Here is an 18223-nt window from a genome sequence, read left to right as displayed (position 1 = left end):
ATGCAAAAAAGGCTCTTTTTGTGTAAAAATGCACGAAAAAGAGCCTTTCATCTGTAAAAAACGATGTCTATTGCTCCCTACGTCAGTATTAACTAACAGGTTCAAAGGGTCAGGTTTTACCTTCTCAACTCTTGCGAGTCCCCCTGCAATCTTGTATTTAGTTGACCAAAATGTACCATACTTTTCATATGTATTCAATAACTAGTTTTCCTATAAACAAAACGTGACTGATGCCATATAGCAAAGTATGATAGTTGTCATGACTTTAACGAAATTGAGTGTAAACCATTGAAAATAATGAAAAAGGAGTTTTATAATGTGTCATAGCAAAAGGGGGCATTTGCCATGAAAAGACAAGATTTAGTTGCACCAGAATGGTATAACATAGCAGAGGAAATTGAAAAATATGCGCAGGATGCAACAAAAAATGCTTTAATCATTTATGAAGAAAATCAAGACGTCCAATTTATTACATATGCACATTTATTGGAAAAAGCGAATCAAGCAGCACATGTTTTCACCAAGCAAGGCTTAAAGAAAGGTGATGTCATTTTAGTGATGGTACCACGTTCAGTGGAAGCCTATATTGTGTATATTGCTGCATTGAAAGCGGGTTTAACCATTATTCCAAGCTCAGAAATGTTAAGAACAAAAGATATTGAATATCGTATTCACCATGCCAATGCTAAAGCGGTTATTGCATTTGAACCTTATATTGAACAATTTGATGAAGTGGGGAATTTACAAGGCATATTGCAATTTGTCATAGGGCATGCACACGAACCTTGGCAGAACATACTTGAAAAAATGCATAATCAACCTACAACCTACATAAACCCTATCCCGACTAAAAGCACTGACAATGCATTTTTAGCCTATACAAGCGGAACAACAGGAAATCCGAAAGCAGCGGTGCATACTCATAGTTGGGGCTATGCACATTTACGAACAACAGCACCACATTGGCTGGGTGTACATGAAAATGATATTGTTTGGGCAACTGCAGCACCAGGATGGCAAAAATGGATTTGGAGTCCGTTTCTTGCTACTTTGGGTAGTGGTGCTACCGCATTTGTCTACAAAGGTAAATTTGAAGCAGCTACTTATTTAGCATTGCTTGAAAAATTCAAAATCAATGTACTATGCTGTACACCAACAGAATATCGTTTTATGGCAGCGCTTGAAAATTTACATGAATATGATTTAAGTGCAATTCGCCAAGCTGTATCAGCTGGTGAGCCTTTAAATAGTGAGGTCATTAAAGTTTTCTTGGAAACATTCAAATTACAAGTACGAGATGGCTACGGGCAAACGGAAAATACATTATTGGTGGGGACAATGGTGGGGATGGAGGCGCGAGTTGGCTCTATGGGGAAACCTACTCCTGGCAACACCGTTGAGATTATTAATGATTTGGGCAAACCCGTTACTGTGGGAGAAGTGGGCGATATTGCTGTGCATCGTGAAACACCAGCCCTCTTTAAAAAATATTTAAATGATCCTGAACGTACAAATTTACAATTTCGTGGGGATTGGTATATTACAGGAGATCGTGCCTATAAAGATGAAGATGGCTATTTTTGGTTTGATGGCCGGGGCGACGATGTCATTATTTCCTCAGGCTATACGATTGGACCATTTGAAGTAGAGGATGCCCTAATGAAGCATCCGACTGTGAAAGAGGCTGCGGTGGTTGCGAGTCCTGATAAAGTCCGTGGAAATATTGTCAAGGCATTTATTGTTCTTCGCAACGATGAAAAAGGTGATGAAGCACTTATTCAAACACTTCAAAGTCATGTGAAATCACTGACTGCTCCATACAAATATCCACGTGCTATTGAATTTGTAGAGGAGCTACCGAAAACATCTTCAGGGAAAATTAGACGTGTCGAATTACGACAACAAGAAATCAAACAACTTCAATCATGATCATTTCCTAGGAAATAATGTCGAAAATCAAAGTTCATGCAAAGGTATGGACTTTGATTTTTTTAATTTTTTTAGGTAAGGTAGGATAAGGAAATAAATAGCATAAAGCTTTTTGCATAGTATTATTGCAAAAAAAATGAAACAAATGTGTAATTCATACGTATTACGTGTTAAGGAGGCGGAAAGACATGAATGTAAAAAGGTGGGTTGCTTTAGTAGTTGCAGGTGTTCTTTTACTATTTTCATTAGGAATTAACACCATTTTTGCGCTCTTTAAAGCAGATTTCCTAAGTAATTTTGATAGTTTAATGGCAGGTAATAATTTAGATGTATATGAAAATGTCATTGAAGGGGAAAATTTTGATAAGCGAATTGCTTATTTAAAGGTAGATGGAGCGATTCAAGATATTGGCTCAAGTACATTGTGGCAACCAGTTGCCTATGATCATCAATTTTTCTTAGAACAATTGGATAATATTTTATATGATGAGTCCATACAGGGTGTTGTTTTAAGCGTCAATTCACCTGGTGGTGGTGTGAAGGAATCAGCAGAAATCTATAAAAAGCTTCTGAAAATTAAAGAAGAACGACAAATTCCAATTTATGTATCAATGGATTCTATGGCAGCTTCAGGTGGTTATTATATTTCGGCACCTGCAGATAAAATATTTGCCCATCGTGATACAATAACAGGTTCTATTGGTGTCATCATGCAATCCATTAACTATCAAGAGCTGGCTGAAAAAGTTGGTGTTAAATTTGAGACGTTTAAATCGGGGGAGCATAAAGATATGCTAAGCCCAATGCGTGAAGTGACAGCAGAGGAACGTGCAATGATGCAAGATATGATTAATGAAACGTACGAAGAATTTGTAGACATTGTAGAACAGGGACGTAATATGTCTGAAGCAGAAGTGAAGAAGGTTGCAGATGGTCGTATTCTTGGTGGTACAAAAGCGCTTGAAGCAGGATTAATTGATGAAATTGGTGATGAAGAAGCGGTCATTGCAGCTCTTCGTGAAGATTATGGACTTGAAGATGCGGCTTTATTTGAGTATTCATATGATATGGGTGGCTGGCAATCATACGTTGGTATGAAAATTGGCTCCATGTTTGGTCCATCTGCAGAAGAGAAAATGCTAATGAAAATCATGACGGACTATAGCGCACCGAAAATGATGTATCTATACGGGGAATACTAAGGGGGGAACACAATGACAAACAATGAAATTGTTATGCAAGGTTCACCCTCTATGGAAAATGGCTTTCTTATGAAGACATCAGGAGAATCAGCAAAGCATAAAAACTATGCATTAAAAACTGCTGGTTTTTGGGTACGATTTTGGGCATTTTTATTAGATGGATTCATTATTTCTGCTGTAGGTGGAATACTCGTTAATCCTATTTTTTATCTGATGGATTGGTCCTTATCTGATTCTGTTTGGTACGCGCCGATTTCTATTATTACAGCAATCTTCTACTATAGCTATTTTGTGTTGATGACAAAGTTCTTTGGGCAAACATTAGGGAAAATGGTATTTGGATTACGTGTGATTTCATTAAAGCATGATCAGCTAACTTGGTCAGATGTGTTATTCCGTGATTGGATTGGGCGTATCATCAATAATATTTTTATGCCACTGTATATTTTGGTAGTGATTTTACCAGAAAATCAAGGTTTACATGATTATTTTGCCGATACAACAGTGGTGCACGAAAAAATCTTTGTTGAAAAGGATTCAACACCAACTGCTTTACCAAAGCAAGAAGAGATTATAGAAACTACTGAACAGGAAGAAAAACTAGAACTAGCCAAGCTAGAGGAAAAAAATGAACAATAAACAAATGGCTGTCTCAAATTAGGAGACAGTCTTATCTATTTCTAAGTATGTAAGCTATCATAGTTGCAATTAATTCCCTTCATTTAGTAATATTATGTACATATGAAGATTAGGAGGCGTTTGTATGGCACAAGTAACATTTAAAAATGGTCCAGTGACACTAGTAGGAAATGAAGTAAAGGTGGGCGATCAAGCTCCAGATTTTACGGTATTAGCGAATGACCTATCACCTGTAACATTAAATGATTCAGAAGGAAAAATTCGTTTATTTAGTGTTGTCCCATCATTAGATACTGGTGTATGTGATGCGCAAACACGTCGATTCAATGAGGAAGCAGCTAATTTAGGTGACAATGTAGTTATTTATACAGTATCTGTGGATCTTCCATTCGCTCAAAAGCGCTGGTGTGGTGCAGCAGGTATTGATGCAGTTCAAACTGTATCAGATCACCGCGACCTTTCATTTGGTGAAGCATATGGTGTGTACATTCAAGAATTACGTCTTCTGACACGTGCAGTATTCGTTGTGGATGCAAACAATAAAGTAACATATGTTGAATATGTACCTGAAGCTACAGATCATCCAAACTATGAAGCGGCCATTGCAGCTGTCAAAGCACTAGCATAATAAGCTGCTTTTAGGCTAAGATAATACTAGACAAAGGGGCTGTGACAAGTGTTTGTCACGGCTCTTTTCTGCGTGAAAGGAAGTTAGATATGGAAAATATCGAGAAGTTATTTGGTTTGCTAAATGAGCATGCCGAAAAAATCGAAAAAGAACACAATATAACGTTACTAGAAGGATTATTAGATGGGTTAGAGGCATGGCTTGATGGCGAAGTTGATTTTTCTCAAAAAGGTGCAACAAAAGAGGATATTCGTAAAGCTATTCAAATTGCTATTTTAAAAGGGATGCGCAAAGGCTCACAACCGAATCATCAAATGACTCCTGATACGTTAGGGTTGTTAGTGGGCTACTTTGTGGAGCAAATTTTTGCAGAGCGTCTTGAAAATGAAAAGATTTCGATCATGGACCCAGCAGTAGGCACGGGCAATTTATTACTAACGGTTATGAATTTATTAGATGGGAAAGTGGAAGCAACAGGTGTAGAGGTTGATGAGCTACTTATTCGCCTTGCTGCGGCTACTGCTGATTTAACAGAACAGCCTATTTCTTTATACCGTCAAGATGCCTTAGAAGATTTATTGGTCAATCCAGTTGATGCCGTTGTTTGTGATTTACCTGTAGGTTATTATCCAAATGAAGAAGTGGCGCTCGATTATGAATTATGTCCAGCAGAGGGGATGAGTTATGCCCACCATTTATTCATCGAGCAATCAATGAACTATACAAAGGCTGGCGGCTATTTATTTTTCCTTGCACCATCTCATCTTTTTGAGTCAGAGCAGTCTAAGCAATTACACAAGTACGTTCAAAAGCATGCGTGGATTCAAGCGATTATTCAATTACCTGATGCCATGTTTGCTAATAAGACACTTGAGAAGAGCATTGTGATTTTACAAAAACAATCGAAGGAATTGAAAGCACCTAAAGAAGTTCTATTAGCTAAAGTGCCAAATATGCAGAATAAGCAAGCTCTTGCGCTATTCTTTGAAAAAGTGAAGATGTGGAAAGAGGGCAAGTAATTGCTCATGAAGTCAATACAAGTAAAAAGGTATCCTATTCAAGGATACCTTTTTATGTATTACAAATTAGTTTTCTGGTGTACGGATAACTAGTACGTCACATTTAGCTGAACGTACAATAGCTTCAGATACAGAACCGATTAGGAAGCGTTCTACTGCATTTAGACCAGTTGCACCACAAATGATTAAATCTGCGTCTACGATGTTAGAAAGCTCTTTTGTTATGATATTTTTTGGAGAGCCATACTCGATGATAAGATTAACATTCGCTAAACCTTCATCTTCAGCTTGCTTTTTGTAACCATTTAATAGTTCTTCAGAAAATGCTTGAGCACGTTCTGCGATGGAACGGTCATATGCTTCGATAGCAGCAAATGAACGAGTATCGATTACATTTACTAGATTTAATACTGCACCTTCGTTTCGTTTTGCAACATCAATTGATTTACGAAACGCGTATTCAGCTTCTTTTGAACCGTCTACTGCAACAACAATGCTTTTATAATGATTAGCCATTTGAAAAACCTCCCTGATTTGTATATGTTGATTATACCAAATGATTTTCTAAAGGAAATACTTTCCGTAAGAAAAATTATGAAAATGTGAAGGCATTTCATAAAGAAATGCTAATTAAATATAATTACTTAATTCCCACTATTTGCAGTGTGCAAACGTTTTTCGTGCTTTTGCAACTGCTCATGAATGAGCCACATTAACTTCTATTTAGTCTCCTTTTTAGTTTCTAAATATAATAATTTATCATGTTATACAACGTTTGAATATTTGTTATTTTGTAAATCTTATAAATTTTATCTGTATTTGCATTAGTTAAAGCTTTTTTTTCAATTGTTTGGTAATATGGAATGGCAAGGGGTGCATCAAATTTAGTTACATAAATGATGCTTATTTCTTACGTTATGGAAGGGGATAGGAAACAATGAAGATTGGTATTCCAAAGGAAATTAAAAACAACGAAAATCGTGTAGCAATGACACCAGCAGGAGTTGTCACTTTAACACATGCAGGTCATGAAGTGTACATTGAAACAGGAGCGGGGCTAGGTTCAAGCTTTACGGATGCTGATTACATTGCAGCTGGTGCGCATATTGTTCAAACAGCTAAGGAAGCATGGTCACAAGAAATGATTATGAAGGTAAAAGAACCAGTTGCTTCTGAGTATGATTACTTCTATGAAGGCCAAATTTTATTCACGTATTTACACTTAGCGCCAGAGGTTGAATTAACTCAGGCACTTTTAAATAAAAAAGTAGTAGGAATTGCCTACGAAACAGTACAATTAGCAAATGGTTCATTACCTTTGTTAACACCAATGAGTGAGGTTGCTGGTAAAATGGCTACACAGATTGGTGCTCAGTTTTTAGAAAGAAACCATGCTGGTAAAGGTATTTTACTAGGGGGCGTATCGGGCGTACAACGTGGGAAAGTCACAGTAATCGGTGGTGGTATTGCAGGAACAAATGCTGCAAAAATCGCTGTTGGTATGGGTGCTGATGTGACAGTTATCGATTTAAGCCCAGAACGTTTACGTCAATTAGAAGATATGTTTGGGCGTGATGTTCAAACATTAATGTCTAATCCATATAATATTGCAGAATCAGTGAAACATTCAGATTTAGTCATTGGTGCTGTGTTAATCCCAGGCGCAAAAGCTCCAAAACTTGTATCAGAAGAAATGATTCAGTCCATGCAAGCTGGCTCTGTTGTAGTCGATATCGCCATTGACCAAGGTGGTATTTTTGCTTCTTCTGATCGTGTGACAACACATGACGATCCAACATATGTGAAGCATGGTGTAGTACACTACGCAGTTGCAAATATGCCTGGTGCAGTACCACGTACTTCTACAATTGCTTTAACAAATAATACTATTCCATATGCACTTCAAATTGCAAACAAAGGCTACAAACAAGCTTGCCTTGATAATGCAGCACTGAAAAAAGGTGTGAATACATTAGATGGACAACTTGTTTATAAAGCAGTGGCAGATTCACAAGGTCTACCATTTGTCAATGTGGATGAGTTAATTCAATAAACCATGCAGGACATAGAAAAAGGAAGCACACTAGTTGCTTCCTTTTTTTGCATTATAGAACGATTAAATCTTTCGGGAACTTTGTTAATACCTCAACGCCATCTTTTGTTACAACAACATCATCCTCAATACGTACGCCGGTTACATCTGATTTATAAATACCAGGCTCAATCGTAAAGACCATACCTTCTTCCATCGTCATTTCATTAGCACCTGTAACAGATGGGAATTCATGCACAGAAATACCAAGACCATGTCCAAGACGGTGCGTGAAATATTCACCATAACCAGCCTCTGTAATTGTATCACGTGCAATTTTGTCTAAATCCATCGCACGAATACCTGGTTTCACTGCTGCGACAGCATTAGTGTTGGCAGCTAAAACGGCATGATAAATTTCTTTTTGAGCTTCACTTGGCTCACCAAAAGCAACAGTACGTGTAATATCTGAGCAATAGCCATCGTAAATAACACCAAGATCAAATAGTACCATATCGCCTTTTTCAATTTTACGTGCACCTGGCTTCCCATGAGGAGAGGCAGTCTTTGGACCACTCAATACCATTGTTTCAAAGGACATTTTACAGCCTTTATCTTGAATGGCACTTTCGATCGCTGTTAGAATTTCCATTTCTGTTTTACCTTCAGCGATTTCCTTGCAACCGATTTCAATTGCATAATCAGCTAACTCTGCAGCTTTACGTAATTTTTCTAATTCACTTTCATCTTTGATTACGCGCATCGCATTAATCTTTTCATCAAGACGCACAAAGCTAGCTTGAGGGAAAGATTGCTGTAAAGCTTCCAAACGCTCAACGATGAGCTGTGCCTTTTCAATAGCAAATGTAGCTGGATTGATTTGACGTGCTACGATGGCCTGGGCAAGAACTTCCATCGAATTTTCTGTATCTTGATGGCCAATCACCTCATAAGACCAACCAGCAGCCTTCGCATCTGGAATCTCCATTTGTGGACAAATTAGAAAAGGCTCCGCATCTTTAAAAATCATGACTCCTAGTAATCTTTCATGTGGATTACTTTTAAAGCCTGAAACGTAAAAAACATTGTCAGGTGTTGTTACGAATGCTGCATCGATGTGATTTTGCTGCAAGTAACGTTGGATTTCTTCAACCTTTGACATCAATATGTCCTCCTTTTATTACATGGAAAATTTTACGTAAGAAAACTTCGACTGCTTAAAAAGTAGCGAGAATTCTTATCTAGTACTGAATAATTGTGCTCTAACAGGGTATAAGGCTGTTAGAGAATACGACGATTATTCTCTGTACAAGCATATCAAAAAAAGGGAAAAAGCGCATGGGTAGCGAATTAAAATGTTGGACTGTACTTTGTTAATCGAGGAGGATTTTAAGATGGAAATAAGTTATCATGGGCATTCAGTTGTCAAAATTCAAACAAATGGAAAAACGATATTAATTGACCCTTTTATTAATGGCAATGGGCAAACAGACTTAAAAGTAGCTAATGAAGCGCCAGATATTATTTTACTTACACATGGGCATAATGATCATGTTGGAGATACAGTAGAGTTGGCGAAGAAAAAAGATGCGTTAGTTATTGCGCCAAATGAGCTGGCTAATTGGATTTCTTGGCAAGGTGTAAAAACACATCCAATGCATATAGGTGGTGCGAAGGAATTTGACTTCGGTAAAGTAAAGTTTACACAAGCCTTTCATGGATCTTCCTATGTAACAGATAATAACGAAATAATTTATATGGGCATGCCAGCTGGAATTTTATTATTTGTTGAGGGATTAACGATTTATCATGCTGGTGATACAGCTCTATTTGGTGATATGAAACTAATTGGTGAACGACATCCGATTGATATTGCATTCTTACCTATTGGTGATAATTTTACAATGGGACCTGAGGATGCAGCTTGCGCAGTTTCGTTTTTAAAGCCGAAAATTGTCGTACCGATTCATTACAATACATTCCCACCAATCGAGCAAGATCCACAAATTTTTGCAGATCTAGTGCAAAATACAGAGGTTCAAATTTTGAAAGCTGGAGAAAAAGTAAACTGTTTCTAATCGTTGGTAATGCTGTACTATATGAATTGACACCACGCTGGTAGTTGAAATGATGGGGAAAGTTAAACAATTTCATCACTTTATATTAAATATTTTCTTAAAAAATATGGTACACTAAGAGCAGAATTGAAGCTTAGGAAATAGGTGATATTTTGTCTACAAAACATGAGAAAATTTTACAATACATCGAATCACTACCCGTGGGCGATAAAATTTCAGTACGTCAAATTGCAAAGGAAATGCAAGTGAGTGAAGGGACGGCTTACCGTGCTATAAAGGAGGCCGAAAATCGTCGCTTAGTAAGTTCGATTGAACGTGTTGGAACAATTCGTATTGAGAAAAAAAAGAAAGAAAATATTGAGCGCTTAACTTTTGCAGAAATTGTCAATATTGTAGATGGCCAAGTTTTAGGTGGAAAATCAGGTCTACATAAAACATTAACAAAATTTGTTATCGGTGCTATGCAATTAGAGGACATGATGCGTTACACAGATGCAGGTAGCTTATTGATTGTTGGTAACCGTATTAAAGCACATGAAAATGCCCTTCGAGCGGGTGCAGCTGTTTTAATCACTGGCGGTTTTGATACAACGGAAGATAATAAGCTACTTGCAGATTCATTAGATTTACCAATCATTTCAACAAGCTACGATACGTTTACGGTAGCTACAATGATTAACCGGGCAATTTATGACCAATTAATCAAAAAAGATATTTTATTTATTGAAGACATTTATGTCCCAATGACTGACACAGCAGCGTTAAAAAATGATGAAACGATCTATCATTTCCAGAAGCTGAATGAACGTACGACACATGGTGCATTTCCTGTGGTCACACACCAAAATAAACTCGTCGGTATGATTACCGTCAAAGACGTTATTGGGCGTGAAGAAAACGAGCTTATCGAAAAAGTGATGACGAAAAATCCGATTGCTGGCTCCATGAAAATGAGTGTCGCTTCTGCTGGACATCGAATGATTTGGGAAGGAATTGATCTTCTACCAATTGTTAATGATGACAATATTCTGCAAGGTGTCATTAGCCGTCAGGATGTGCTGAAGGCATTACAATTAGCACAAAGGCAGCCGCAGCATGGTGAAACGATTGATGATTTAGTGAAAAATGAAATGAAGGTACTAGGTGATGAAGAACTCATTGTTGAGTTTAAAGTCACACCACAAATGACCAATCAATATGGGGCAATTTCATACGGTGCTTTTACAACTTTACTAGCTGAGGTCGGTTCATTTGCATTAAAACGTCGTAAACGTGGGGATGCAGTGGCAGAGAATATGACGATTTACTTTATAAAGCCTGTTCAAATGGAAAGTACGCTTACTGTTAAGCCTCGAATTTTAGACATGAGTCGTAAGTTTGTGAAAATGGATTTTGAAGTGTATAATCAACAAATACTTGTTGGTAAGGCAATGATGATGTTCCAACTATTAGAACGTTAAGTATTGAAAAGGGATGGCCTAGCGCAATTGCTTGGTCATCCCTTTGTTACATATATTATTGATTAATGCGGAATTCTTCCTCAACAAATTGTCCATAATGGCGTGCTTTTTTTATATTTTCTAAAAGAACTAAGATGCCGAGCGCGACAAGAATTGCTACAATAATAAATGTAAATAAGCCCGGGAATAAATAAGCTTGATTTAAAGCAAAGGACAAAATTAAGGAACCTAAGCCGATGTTCGCTTTACTTTTATACCAGTTTTTAGCAATAGGTAATGGAGAACGGAACTGTTTTGTTTTAAAATAAAAATAAAAAACAAAAGATATGATTATCGCAAACACAAATATTAAATTGAGCATAGTAAACCTCCTAGCATAACTAGACATTATTGTAACGATAATTATGTAAAAATGCTAACGGTTCTTACTATCATTTTGGGGGAAATTATTGTGAAAAGACAAATCATCGACACAATTGAGGCCAATGAAACGATCATTATTCACCGTCATGTACGTCCTGATCCTGATGCTTATGGCTCACAGCAAGGCTTAAAAGAGATTATTTTAGCCAATTATCCTGAGAAAAAGGTTTTCGCTGTAGGGGAACATGATACGTCCTTATCTTTTATGGCACAGCCGGATGAAATAGCGGATGAAGTGTATGACAATGCTTTAGTAATTGTCACAGACACGGCTAATACAGAACGTGTTGACGATCAACGTTATACAAAGGGCAAAATGGTGATAAAAATTGATCACCATCCAAATGATGATGCTTATGGTGATCTTTTATGGGTGGACACAACAGCAAGCTCTTGTAGTGAAATGATCTACGAATTATATGAAGAAGGCAAGAAAGTAGCAAACTGGAAACTTTCAGATGCTGCTGCGCGCTTATTATTTGCAGGAATAGTAGGCGATACAGGTAGATTCCAATTCCCAAGTACAACAACGAAAACATTTAAAGTTGCTGCTGACCTGATTACATATGATTTTGATCGAAATCAACTATTTGATGGCATGTACGAAATGGAGCAAAAGTTACTTAATTTACAAGGGTATATTTATCAAAACTTTACAATGAACGAGCATGGAGCTGCCTATGTGAAGCTGACAAAGGAATTACTGGCAGAGCATGATACTGTGCCATCTGAGGCTTCTTTATTAGTAGGTTGCCTTGGCAGCGTTAAAGGTATATGTTCATGGGTTGTGTTCATTGAAGAAGGGGATCAGATCCGTGTACGATTACGTTCAAAGGGTCCCGTTATCAATACATTAGCGAAGGAATTTAACGGAGGCGGACACCCGCTTGCTTCTGGAGCTACTGCTTATTCGTGGGAAGAAGCAGACCTCGTTATTTCAAGATTACAAGAGATTTGTAAAGCGTATCATTAACAGAGAAAAGGAAGGGATTCATTTGACACATGTATATACAAAGATGCATACGAGCGCGGATTTATTGAAAAGCACAATTCGGCTTGAGCAATTGATTCCTTTTTTACAAGAACAAAAGACACAAGCCTGTGCAATCGTTAATACGAAATTGTACGGGCTTTTGCCTTTTTGTAAAGCATTGCAGCAAGCAAATATTCATGCTGTTATTGGGCTTTCGGTTAACATACAGTGGCATGAAACAACGCTTCCCCTCGTACTGTATGCGCAGACGCAGGAAGGCTATCAACATTTATTAAAGATTAGTAGTGCGATATCCATTAGACAAGACGAGGTGCTGCCATGGAAGTGGCTTGAGGGGTATTCAGCAGGCTGTGTAGCTCTACTTTCTGCTAATGATTTAACGGATTTAGATGACTGGCAGGCAATGGTTTCTGCATTGGTTCAGCTATTTGGTCATCAATTTTATATGGGAATTGCTAGACCAGGAGGGGAAAAGACTCAACATGAAGATGAATTCGTTTTCTGGTGTGAAGAACATGCCGTTCCGCTTGTGGCCTCTCAAAGCTGTTATTTCTTGCGTCCAGAAGATCATTTTGCTTATGAAGTAGCAAGAGCAATTGATACAGGGGAAAAGCTTGGAAATACTATGCAAACGGCTGATGTACAAGGCTATTTTGCCCCAACAGCATATGAATGGCAAAATTGGTTTGCTGATCGACCAGATTGGCTTGATTCCAGTATGAAAATGCTTGCTAGCTGTAAAGCTGATATACCTGAAATGCCTGTGCAAATGCCTAAATTTCCTGTACCTGAAGGTGAAACGGCTGAAAGCTTGCTTGTTAAAGAAGCATTTGCTGGATTAGAAGAGCGATTTAAGCAAATCGCAATACCCGTTGCCTACCGTGAACGCCTACAGTATGAGCTTGAAATCATTTGCTCTATGGGCTTTGCTGACTATTTTTTAGTTGTGGCGGATTTCATGCGTTATGCAAAAGAAAATCGAATTTTGACTGGACCTGGACGTGGTTCCTCAGCAGGTTCACTTGTGGCGTATAGTCTTTCCATTACACAAGTAGATCCACTTGCCTATGGTTTATTATTTGAACGCTTTTTAAATCCAGAAAGAATCACTTTACCAGATATTGATATTGATTTTGTTGATAGTAAAAGACATCAAGTAATTCAGTATGTTGCCCAAAAATATGGCAAGGCAAATGTAGCGCAAATTATTACATTTGGTACATTGTCTGCAAAAGCAGTTGCAAGGGATGTTGCGCGGGTTTTTGGCTTTGATGCGGAGATGCTAGAAAAAATTTCGAAGATGATTCCAAATAAGCCAGGAATGACATTGCAAAGAGCTGTGGCTGAGTCACAGGATTTTCAAGGTTGGCTAGCAGAAAATGATAACCATCTGCGTTGGTACGAGGTAGCGCTAAAATTAGAAGGTCTACCAAGAAATTCTTCTACACATGCAGCTGGTATTGTGATCGCTCCATCACCTTTAGTGAATACTGTACCGATTGAAGAAGGGCATGATGGTATTTATAGTACGCAATGGCCAATGGGAGATATTGAAGCGTGTGGTCTCGTTAAAATGGATTTCTTAGGCTTGCGCAACCTTACTATTTTAGAGCAAATACGTTGGTCTATTTATAAAGCGGGGGGTCCTTGGATAGAATTTGAACGAATTCCGATGCATGATGACAAGACGTTTCAGCTTTTACAAAGAGGGGACACGCTGGGGATCTTTCAATTAGAATCAGACGGTATGAAGCAAGCTTTACGTGATATCAGTCCTACAAGCTTTTTAGATATTGTAGCTGTAAACGCACTTTATCGTCCAGGACCAATGGATTTTATTCCTGTCTATGCAAAACGGAAAGCTGGCAGAGAAAAGGTGACGATGCCACATCCTGTGCTAGAGCCTATTTTACAAGAGACCTTTGGTGTGATCGTTTATCAAGAACAAATTATAAAAATTGCATCAGTACTGGCAGGCTTTACAATGGGACAGGCAGATTTACTTCGCCGTGCAGTGAGTAAAAAAAATCGTCAAGTTTTAGAGGAACAACGTACTGCCTTTGTTCATGGGGCGTTAAGCCAAGGCTTTGATCAGCGTGTAGCAGAAGAAGTCTATGAATTGATTGTACGCTTTGCGGATTATGGTTTCCCTAAAAGTCATGCTGTGGCCTATAGTGTTATTTCCTATCAAATGGCCTATTTAAAGGCACATTTCCCTCAAAGCTTTTATGCAGCTTTATTATCCAATGCAACGGGAAATGTAGAAAAGATTCAACAACTTGTCCATGAGGCAAAAGATAAGGGCATCCCATTTTATCCACCTTCTTTAAAAAACAGTACCAAGTATTTTACTGTAGAAAATGAAGGCATTCGCTACAGCTTATCAGGAATCAAAGGTGTGCCCCATACTTTGATAGAAAAAATGCATGGGCTCCGTCAAACAAATCCAGAGGTATTAAATAACCTATTTGACCTGGCGGTTGCCTTAAGTGCACAGCATTTTAAACCAAAAGTGATGGAATCATTAATTTATGCTGGGGCGCTTGATTATCTAGAAAAAGACAGAGCAGTCCTCATCATGACAGTAGACGCAGCTTTGAAACACGCAGAACTTTTACGCCCAACTGAAGACATTGATATGGCGTCGGCTATGGCATTTAGTTTTGGTAAGCCCAAATATATGCAGGCAGAAGAAATGTCCCAGAAGGAAAAATTGATGCATGAGAAAGAGAGCTTGGGCTTTTATATTTCTACACATCCAGTAGCACAAGAAAGACTATACTGGGGGGATGTCAATAGTACTTGCCGAGAGTTAAAGCAGAAGCGTGATGGTACTTCTATAAGAATGATTGGTATGATTGAAGAAGTGAAGAAAATTCGTACAAAAAAAGGTGAGCAAATGGCTTTTGTTCAGCTACAGGATGAGTTTGGAACGGTTTCAATTACATTTTTCCCACAAACTTTTCAATTGGTCCAAGACCTGCTGTTAGAGGAGGAAATGCTGTTGATTGATGGTGTCTTGGAGAGACGTTTTGGCAAGCCACAAATCAAAGTAAAACATGCGCAAACGACGAAAAAGATATAAAATGAAACAAGAATTGAGAAACTGCATTAAATTTTATGCAGTTTTTTCTTTACTTTTGAACAGTTATTTTGTAAGCTAGAGACAACGTTAAAAAGTGGTCAGACCACTTTTTTGATAAGGGGAGTTAGTCGTATGGATAAAAAAACCGAACAAAAGAAAGTGTTTTTAGAAATCGTCCAACAACTACGTCAACTCATTAAATTGGAAAAAATTCAAGCAGGTGAAAAACTGCCTTCAGAACGAGTTCTATCAGAGCGTCTAGGTGTCGGGCGATCCTCTGTGAGAGAGGCATTGCGAAGCTTAGAGTTGCTAGGGCTTATTGAAACGAGACATGGTGGTGGTACTTTTCTTGCGTCCACACATAAGCATCAGCTCGTAGAAATACTGTCGATGTTTATATTAGAAGATGAAAAATCAAAAAAAGATGTCGAATTAACGCGACAAATTCATGAAATGGAAGCAATCCGCGTAATAAGTTGTACAGAGATTCTTCGCACACTACCTGTGTGGGATAGTTTTTTTGTGAAACTAGAAATAGAAGGTACGATTAATTGTCGAGATATTTTGCGAGAATTATTAATTACGACAGGTAATCGTCTTTCATTAAAAATCTGGTTTCAATTAGCAGCTTATGATGGCGACCGTTTAAATCGAAACTCAACAGAAGATGAAAAAATAATCATTCAAACAATGTTGAAATCGATGCAGCTTGGTTACGAAAAAGAAGCATTAAAAGCTTATGAGCAGTGGATGAGTACTGTACAGAGCATTTAGACAACAACAAAGGGGGAGTCGAACATGGCAATACGTAGCTTATTTAGTGGTAATCGAAAAAAGAAAGAGGATGGGCAAGAAAAGGCATTTCCGGAAGGGTTAATGACAAAATGTCCTGAATGTCGTCACATTCAACTGACAAAGGAATTAGAAAAAAACCATAAAGTATGTTCAAAATGTAGTCATCATTTCAAAATGACGGCACAAGAGCGTGTGGAATATTTCTTAGATGAAGGCTCATTCGAATCAATGGATGACCATTTACAAACTAGTAATCCCCTGAATTTCCCAGCATATGTTGAAAAAATTTCAGCAGACCAAGAGAAAACAGGCTTGAACGAGGCTGTTCTAACAGGTGTCGGTACATTAGATGGAGAAGAAATTGTCGTAGCGATTATGGATTCTCACTTCCGTATGGGTTCAATGGGCTCAGTTGTCGGAGAAAAAATTACACGAGCAGTGGAAAAGGCAACTGAACTAGGTGTACCATTTATTATCTTTACTGCCAGTGGTGGTGCCCGTATGCAAGAGGGCGTCTTATCGTTAATGCAAATGGCGAAAACAAGTGTGGCTTTAAAACGTCACAGTGATCAAGGGTTATTGTTTATCTCTATTTTAACGCATCCAACAACAGGTGGGGTTTCCGCAAGCTTTGCTTCTGTTGGTGATATAAATATTGCAGAGCCACAGGCATTAATTGGCTTTGCAGGTCGTCGTGTAATTGAAGAAACTGTACGAGAAAAATTGCCAAGTGATTTCCAAACAGCAGAATTTTTATTAGAGCATGGTCAGCTTGATGCCATTTTCCATCGCAAGGATTTACGTAAACAAGTTTCATTACTTGTAAAAATGCATACGAAAGGCGGCGTGCAACATGTCTAAAAATTTAGCATTTGAAGAACCAGTCGTACAATTACGAGAGAAAATTGATGAATTAAAAACAATTGCTGCAGAAGCAGAAGTAGATATGTCAGGTGAAATTGAAAAGCTTGAAACACGTTTATCGCAATTAGAGCAATCGATTTATGCCAATATGAAGCCGTGGGATCGTGTACAAGTAGCAAGACATCCAGAAAGACCTACAACACTCCAATATATTGAAGCGATATGTGAAGATTTTATTGAATTACATGGTGATCGTACATTTGGTGATGATGCAGCCATTCTTGGTGGGATTGGCATTTTTGAAGGGCAACCAGTAACGATAATTGGACATCAACGTGGTAAGTCTACAAAGGAAAATATACGTCGTAATTTTGGAATGCCTCATCCAGAGGGCTATCGAAAAGCGCTGCGCTTGATGAAGCAAGCTGAAAAATTTAAACGACCAATTATTTGTTTTATCGATACAAAAGGTGCATACCCAGGGAAAGCTGCTGAAGAACGTGGTCAAAGTGAAGCAATCGCTAGAAATCTTGTTGAAATGGCTGGTTTAACTGTGCCCGTAATTAGTATCGTTATTGGTGAAGGAGGAAGCGGTGGTGCACTAGCGTTAGGTGTAGCAAACCGTGTCTTTATGCTAGAGAACTCAACATATTCTGTTATTTCTCCAGAAGGGGCAGCATCTATTTTATGGCGTGATGGTAGTCTTGCAAAGCAGGCAGCGGAAGCAATGCGTATTACAGCACCTGATTTAAAAGAGCTTGGTGTAATTGATGGCATTATTCCTGAAATTATTGGTGGAGCACATCGCAATGTAGCGAAGCAGGCTCTTTCTATTAAAGAATGCATTAGTGACACACTTCATGCATTAAATTCTCTAAATGGAGAACAATTAATTGAAGATCGTTATGAAAAATTTAAAAAAATTGGACAATATACAGAAGCGTAATTCTGTTTGTTCGTAACAGATGAATGTTCTTTACCTTAATAGTGTATAAAAATCTAAAGCTATAAATTTGCTCGTTAAGAGACAGAATTTGTATCTTAACATATTAAAAAGCTATAAAAATGAAAGAAG

Annotated in this window: 16 protein-coding genes and 1 riboswitch; of the genes, 13 read left to right on the top strand and 3 right to left on the bottom strand. The window is 38.0% G+C overall.

The genetic code is table 11. The features are described from left to right. Positions 1-57 precede the first annotated feature (57 nt). Positions 58-155, bottom strand: a riboswitch (TPP riboswitch). A gap of 190 nt (positions 156-345) precedes the next feature. From MHB40_RS18565 to MHB40_RS18545, 5 genes are all read left to right on the top strand, one after another. Then, positions 346-1929, top strand: coding sequence for an acyl--CoA ligase (locus tag MHB40_RS18565; RefSeq protein WP_342441204.1), 1584 nt, complete (start codon positions 346-348; stop codon positions 1927-1929). 188 nt (positions 1930-2117) lie between these two features. Continuing rightward, positions 2118-3131, top strand: coding sequence for a signal peptide peptidase SppA (gene sppA, locus MHB40_RS18560; protein WP_342533182.1), 1014 nt, complete (start codon positions 2118-2120; stop codon positions 3129-3131). A 12-nt stretch (positions 3132-3143) separates the two neighbouring features. After that, positions 3144-3770: an RDD family protein gene (locus MHB40_RS18555; RefSeq protein ID WP_342533181.1), complete on the top strand. Its 627-nt coding sequence runs from the start codon at positions 3144-3146 to the stop codon at positions 3768-3770. Between the two features lie 124 nt (positions 3771-3894). Next, entirely contained in the window at positions 3895-4398 is a 504-nt protein-coding gene (gene tpx / locus MHB40_RS18550) for a thiol peroxidase (protein ID WP_004226187.1), read from the top strand. A gap of 89 nt (positions 4399-4487) precedes the next feature. Further along, complete coding sequence (locus MHB40_RS18545; RefSeq protein WP_342533180.1) at positions 4488-5417, top strand: class I SAM-dependent methyltransferase; 930 nt, start codon at positions 4488-4490, stop codon at positions 5415-5417. Positions 5418-5483: 66 nt separating this feature from the next. Here MHB40_RS18545 and MHB40_RS18540 read toward each other — a convergent pair whose 3' ends face one another. Continuing rightward, positions 5484-5933 (bottom strand): universal stress protein, encoded by a 450-nt coding sequence (locus MHB40_RS18540; protein WP_205444968.1) that lies wholly within the window; start codon positions 5931-5933, stop codon positions 5484-5486. A 421-nt stretch (positions 5934-6354) separates the two neighbouring features. Between MHB40_RS18540 and ald the strand changes: the two genes are divergently transcribed. Further along, positions 6355-7470, top strand: a complete 1116-nt coding sequence (gene ald / locus MHB40_RS18535; protein WP_342441202.1) for an alanine dehydrogenase — start codon at positions 6355-6357, stop codon at positions 7468-7470. 52 nt (positions 7471-7522) lie between these two features. Here the strand turns inward: ald and MHB40_RS18530 are convergent, their stop codons facing one another. Next, positions 7523-8611 carry a Xaa-Pro peptidase family protein gene (locus MHB40_RS18530; RefSeq protein ID WP_342533179.1) on the bottom strand — a complete coding sequence of 363 codons (1089 nt, stop codon included), beginning with the start codon at positions 8609-8611 and terminating at the stop codon, positions 7523-7525. A 232-nt stretch (positions 8612-8843) separates the two neighbouring features. On the opposite strand from MHB40_RS18530, the gene MHB40_RS18525 reads away from it, so the two are divergent. Then, positions 8844-9527: a metal-dependent hydrolase gene (locus tag MHB40_RS18525; protein ID WP_205444963.1), complete on the top strand. Its 684-nt coding sequence runs from the start codon at positions 8844-8846 to the stop codon at positions 9525-9527. Positions 9528-9679: 152 nt separating this feature from the next. Next, positions 9680-10987, top strand: coding sequence for a DRTGG domain-containing protein (locus tag MHB40_RS18520; RefSeq protein ID WP_205444962.1), 1308 nt, complete (start codon positions 9680-9682; stop codon positions 10985-10987). 55 nt (positions 10988-11042) lie between these two features. Here MHB40_RS18520 and MHB40_RS18515 read toward each other — a convergent pair whose 3' ends face one another. After that, a complete protein-coding gene (locus tag MHB40_RS18515; protein WP_205444960.1) occupies positions 11043-11348 on the bottom strand; it encodes a YtpI family protein in 306 nt (101 codons plus the stop codon). Between the two features lie 90 nt (positions 11349-11438). Here MHB40_RS18515 and MHB40_RS18510 point away from each other — a divergent pair, with 90 nt between their 5' ends. The 5 genes from MHB40_RS18510 (at position 11439) to MHB40_RS18490 (ending at position 18094) form a co-directional block, all read left to right on the top strand. Then, positions 11439-12383 (top strand): bifunctional oligoribonuclease/PAP phosphatase NrnA, encoded by a 945-nt coding sequence (locus MHB40_RS18510; RefSeq protein WP_342533178.1) that lies wholly within the window; start codon positions 11439-11441, stop codon positions 12381-12383. 22 nt (positions 12384-12405) lie between these two features. Then, complete coding sequence (gene dnaE, locus MHB40_RS18505) at positions 12406-15489, top strand: DNA polymerase III subunit alpha (RefSeq protein ID WP_342533177.1); 3084 nt, start codon at positions 12406-12408, stop codon at positions 15487-15489. Between the two features lie 132 nt (positions 15490-15621). After that, on the top strand, positions 15622-16263 hold the full coding sequence (locus MHB40_RS18500) for a GntR family transcriptional regulator (RefSeq protein WP_342533176.1): 642 nt from the start codon (positions 15622-15624) through the stop codon (positions 16261-16263). Between the two features lie 24 nt (positions 16264-16287). Continuing rightward, complete coding sequence (gene accD, locus MHB40_RS18495) at positions 16288-17145, top strand: acetyl-CoA carboxylase, carboxyltransferase subunit beta (RefSeq protein ID WP_342441199.1); 858 nt, start codon at positions 16288-16290, stop codon at positions 17143-17145. Beyond that, the gene (locus tag MHB40_RS18490) at positions 17138-18094 is read left to right on the top strand and encodes an acetyl-CoA carboxylase carboxyltransferase subunit alpha (protein ID WP_205444952.1); all 957 of its coding nucleotides are present in this window, start codon (positions 17138-17140) and stop codon (positions 18092-18094) included. The genes accD and MHB40_RS18490 overlap by 8 nt, the downstream gene beginning before the upstream one ends. Positions 18095-18223: the final 129 nt, after the last annotated feature.

The sequence above is a fragment of the Lysinibacillus sp. FSL K6-0057 genome, from assembly GCF_038630885.1.
GTDB lineage: Bacteria > Bacillota > Bacilli > Bacillales_A > Planococcaceae > Lysinibacillus > Lysinibacillus fusiformis_F.
The sequence above is the reverse complement of the archived record's forward strand: the minus strand, read 5'-3'. Positions and strand labels throughout refer to the sequence as shown.